Below are 795 nucleotides of genomic sequence, written 5' to 3'. Positions count from 1 at the left end.
CGACGCGCCGTGCTCAAAGCTGGCAGCGCGCTGGCGACGCTGGTGTCGCTGGGGGTGATCACGGCCGAGCAGGCGCTGGCCTCGCCGCGTGCGGCGTTTGAGGCCAAGAGCCTGGCCGATGCGCTCAAGGCGGTGGGCGGGCAGCCGGCCACCAGTGATCAGGTGCAGATTGTCTCGCCGGACATTGCCGAAAACGGGGCGGTGGTGCCGGTGGGGGCGGTCAGCAAGATTCCCAACACCAGCGAGATTTATCTGTTGGTGGAGAAGAACCCGCAGCCGCTGGCGGCGGTGTTCATGATTCCGGCGGGCACTGAGCCGGAGGTGCAGACGCGGCTGAAGATGGGCCAGAGCACCAACGTGGTGGCGGTGGTCAAGGCCGATGGCAAGCTGTATTCGGCGGTGAAGGAAACGAAGGTGACGCTGGGCGGCTGCGGCGGCTGATGGCGCAACGGGACCCAGGCAGAAGGCAGGCAGACGAAGGAGAGCGAAGATGGCAGATCCGATGCGCATCCGGGCCAACGAGGCTGGCGGGGTGACGACGGTGCGGGTGCTGATGAGTCACCCGATGGAGCCGGGGACGCGGCGCGATGCGTCGGGCAACCTGGTGCCGGCGCACTACATCACGGATGTGGTGGCCACGCACAACGGGCGCGAGGTGCTCAAGGCGGCCTGGAGCGGGGCGGTGTCGCAGAACCCGTTTTTGAGCTTTAAGTTCAAGGGCGCCAACAAGGGCGACAAGGTGGTGGTCAAGTGGACCGACAACAAGGGCGAGTCCCGCACCGACGAGGCCACCAT

At 66.7% G+C, this 795-nt stretch carries 2 protein-coding genes; both read left to right on the top strand.

Going from position 1 to position 795, the window contains the following annotated elements; all coding sequences use genetic code 11:
• A partial coding sequence (gene soxY / locus Talka_RS11845; protein ID WP_246100685.1) for a thiosulfate oxidation carrier protein SoxY occupies positions 1-441 on the top strand: 441 nt, incomplete at its 5' end.
• A gap of 49 nt (positions 442-490) precedes the next feature.
• Positions 491-795, top strand: a 305-nt coding sequence (gene soxZ / locus Talka_RS11840; protein ID WP_143891518.1) for a thiosulfate oxidation carrier complex protein SoxZ, incomplete at its 3' end; no start/stop codon positions are given.

Origin of the sequence: Tepidimonas alkaliphilus, from assembly GCF_007556595.1 — a bacterium.
In the GTDB taxonomy this organism is placed as follows: Bacteria; Pseudomonadota; Gammaproteobacteria; order Burkholderiales; family Burkholderiaceae_C; genus Tepidimonas; species Tepidimonas alkaliphila.
This window is presented reverse-complemented; position numbering and strand designations above follow the sequence as displayed.